3 protein-coding genes are annotated in these 2678 nt (G+C 66.8%); all 3 read left to right on the top strand.

All coding sequences use genetic code 11. The features are described 5' to 3' along the window. Positions 1-768 (top strand): 2-keto-4-pentenoate hydratase (locus AC2VON_RS23350; RefSeq protein ID WP_486954979.1); only part of this gene is annotated, 768 nt, incomplete at its 5' end. A gap of 11 nt (positions 769-779) precedes the next feature. Beyond that, positions 780-1721: an acetaldehyde dehydrogenase (acetylating) gene (locus AC2VON_RS23345; RefSeq protein WP_486954978.1), complete on the top strand. Its 942-nt coding sequence runs from the start codon at positions 780-782 to the stop codon at positions 1719-1721. Beyond that, positions 1718-2678: 4-hydroxy-2-oxovalerate aldolase (gene dmpG / locus AC2VON_RS23340; RefSeq protein ID WP_486954977.1), on the top strand; the 961-nt coding region annotated here is incomplete at its 3' end. The genes AC2VON_RS23345 and dmpG, both read left to right, overlap by 4 nt.

The raw sequence follows: 2678 nt of genomic DNA, 5'->3' as shown, positions 1-2678 counted from the left end.
CGCGACGAGCTGGCTGCGGGGTTGTGGCGTGCTGAGTTGAGTCGTGAGCCGGTCGCGCCGTTGACGGCTGCCCATCCTGAGATCGATGTGGTGGATGCCTATGAGATTCAGTTGATCAACATTCGTCGGCGGGTCTCGGGGGGTGCCCGGGTGGTGGGGCACAAGGTGGGGCTGTCGTCGTTGGCGATGCAGCAGATGATGGGTGTCGATGAGCCCGATTACGGGCATCTGCTCGATGAGATGCGGGTGTTGGAGGACACCCCGGTCAAGGCGGGCAAGTACCTGTACCCGCGAGTCGAGGTGGAGGTGGGTTTCATTTTGGCCGCCGACCTGCCGGGGGCGGGTTGCACCGAGGATGACGTGCTGGCCGCGACCGAGGCGCTGGTTCCTTCGATCGAGTTGATCGACACCCGGATCACCGATTGGAAGATCGCGTTGTGTGACACCATCGCCGACAACGCCTCCTCGGCGGGTTTCGTGTTGGGCGCGGCGCGGGTGTCGCCGGGCGAGGTGGACGTCACGGGGATCGAGGCGGTGTTGAGCCGTAACGGCGAGGTGATCGCCGAGGGCCGCAGCGAGGCGGTGCTGGGCAATCCGGTGACCGCGGTGGCCTGGCTGGCCCGCAAGGTGGAAAGCTTTGGGGTACGGCTGCGCAAAGGTGACATCGTGTTGCCCGGGTCGTGTACGCGGGCCATCGACGCGCGCGGCGGCGATGAGTTCGTCGCCGAGTTCACCGGCCTGGGCGCGGTCGGGTTGTCGTTCGAATAGGAGCGTTCTTCATGCCGTCGTCTCAAGCGGGTGTGGCCTTGAAAGTGGCCATTGTCGGGTCGGGAAACATCAGCACCGACCTGCTCTACAAGCTGCTGCGCTCGGAGTGGCTGGAACCGCGCTGGATGGTGGGCATCGACCCGGCCAGCGAGGGCCTGGCCCGGGCCCGCAAGCTGGGTTTGGAGACCACCCATGAGGGGGTGGACTGGCTTTTGGGGCGCTCGGAGAAACCCGATCTGGTGTTCGAGGCGACCAGTGCCTATGTGCACCGGCAGGCCGCACCCCGCTACGCCGAGGCCGGGATCCGGGCCATCGATTTGACCCCGGCGGCGGTGGGTCCGGCGGTGATCCCGCCGGCGAACCTGCGCCAGCACCTGGACGCCCCGAACGTCAACATGATCACCTGCGGGGGCCAGGCCACGATCCCGATCGTCTACGCGGTCTCGCGTGCGGTCGCCGAGCAGGGCGGGGTGCCCTATGCCGAGATCGTGGCGTCGGTGGCCTCGGTGTCGGCGGGGCCGGGTACGCGGGCCAACATCGACGAGTTCACCAAGACCACCAGCCGCGGCGTGCAAAGCATCGGCGGGGCGGTGCGCGGTAAGGCGATCATCATCTTGAACCCGGCCGACCCGCCGATGATCATGCGCGACACCATCTTTTGCGCCATCCCCGAGGACGCCGACCGCGACGCGATCGCCAAATCCATCCACGACGTGGTGGCTGAGGTGCAGACCTATGTGCCCGGCTACCGGCTGCTCAACGAGCCGCAGTTCGACGACCCCTCGCTTAACTCCGGCGGGCAGGCCCTGGTCACCACGTTCGTCGAGGTCGAAGGCGCCGGGGACTACCTGCCCCCCTATGCGGGCAACCTGGACATCATGACCGCGGCGGCCACCAAGGTCGGCGAGGAGATCGCCAAAGAGATGCTGTCGGTGGCAGGAGGCACACGATGAGCACGCAGGACATCTTCTTCAACCCCATCTGGGACGTGCGGATGACCGACACCTCGCTGCGCGACGGCTCGCACCACAAGCGCCACCAGTTCACCACCGACGAGGTCGCGGCGATCGTGGCGGCCCTCGACGTCGCGGGGGTGCCGGTGATCGAGGTGACCCACGGCGACGGGCTGGGCGGGTCGAGCTTCAACTACGGCTTTTCCAAAACCCCCGAACAAGAACTGATCAAACTCGCCGCCCAAACGGCCAAAGAGGCCAAGATCGCCTTCTTGATGCTGCCCGGGGTGGGCACCAAGGAAGACATCAAACAGGCCCAGGACAACGGCGGGTCGATCTGCCGCATCGCCACCCACTGCACCGAGGCCGACGTCTCCATCCAGCACTTCGGGTTCGCCCGCGACCTGGGCCTAGAAACCGTCGGGTTTTTGATGATGGCCCACACCATCCCCCCCGAGAAACTGGCCGCCCAGGCCCGCATCATGGCCGACGCCGGCTGCCAGTGCGTCTACGTCGTCGACTCCGCCGGCGCGCTGGTCCTCGAAGGCGTCCGCGACCGGGTCGCCGCGCTGGTCGCCGAGTTGGGGTCGGATGCTCAAGTTGGTTTTCATGGCCATGAAAACCTCGGCCTGGGCGTGGCCAACTCGGTGGAGGCCGTCCGCGCGGGCGCCAAACAGATCGACGGCTCGTGTCGCCGCTTCGGCGCCGGTGCGGGCAACGCCCCCGTGGAGGCCCTGATCGCGGTGTTCGACAAGATCGGCGTCAAGACCGGCATCGACTTCTTCGACATCGCCGACGCCGCCGAAGACGTCGTACGCCCGGCCATGCCCGCCGAATGCGTACTGGACCGCAACGCCCTGGTCATGGGCTACTCCGGGGTCTACTCCAGCTTCCTCAAACACGCCGTCCGCCAATCCGAACGCTACGGAGTGCCCGCCCACCAACTCCTGCACCGCG

The organism is Mycobacterium sp. TH-M82 (assembly GCF_057473605.1).
The sequence above is the reverse complement of the archived record's forward strand: the minus strand, read 5'-3'. Positions and strand labels throughout refer to the sequence as shown.

Coding starts and splice junctions, on each gene's coding strand:
- AC2VON_RS23345 (WP_486954978.1), top strand. CDS start 780: ATGCCGTCGTCTCAAGCGGGTGTGGCCTTGAAAGTGGCCATTGTCGGG.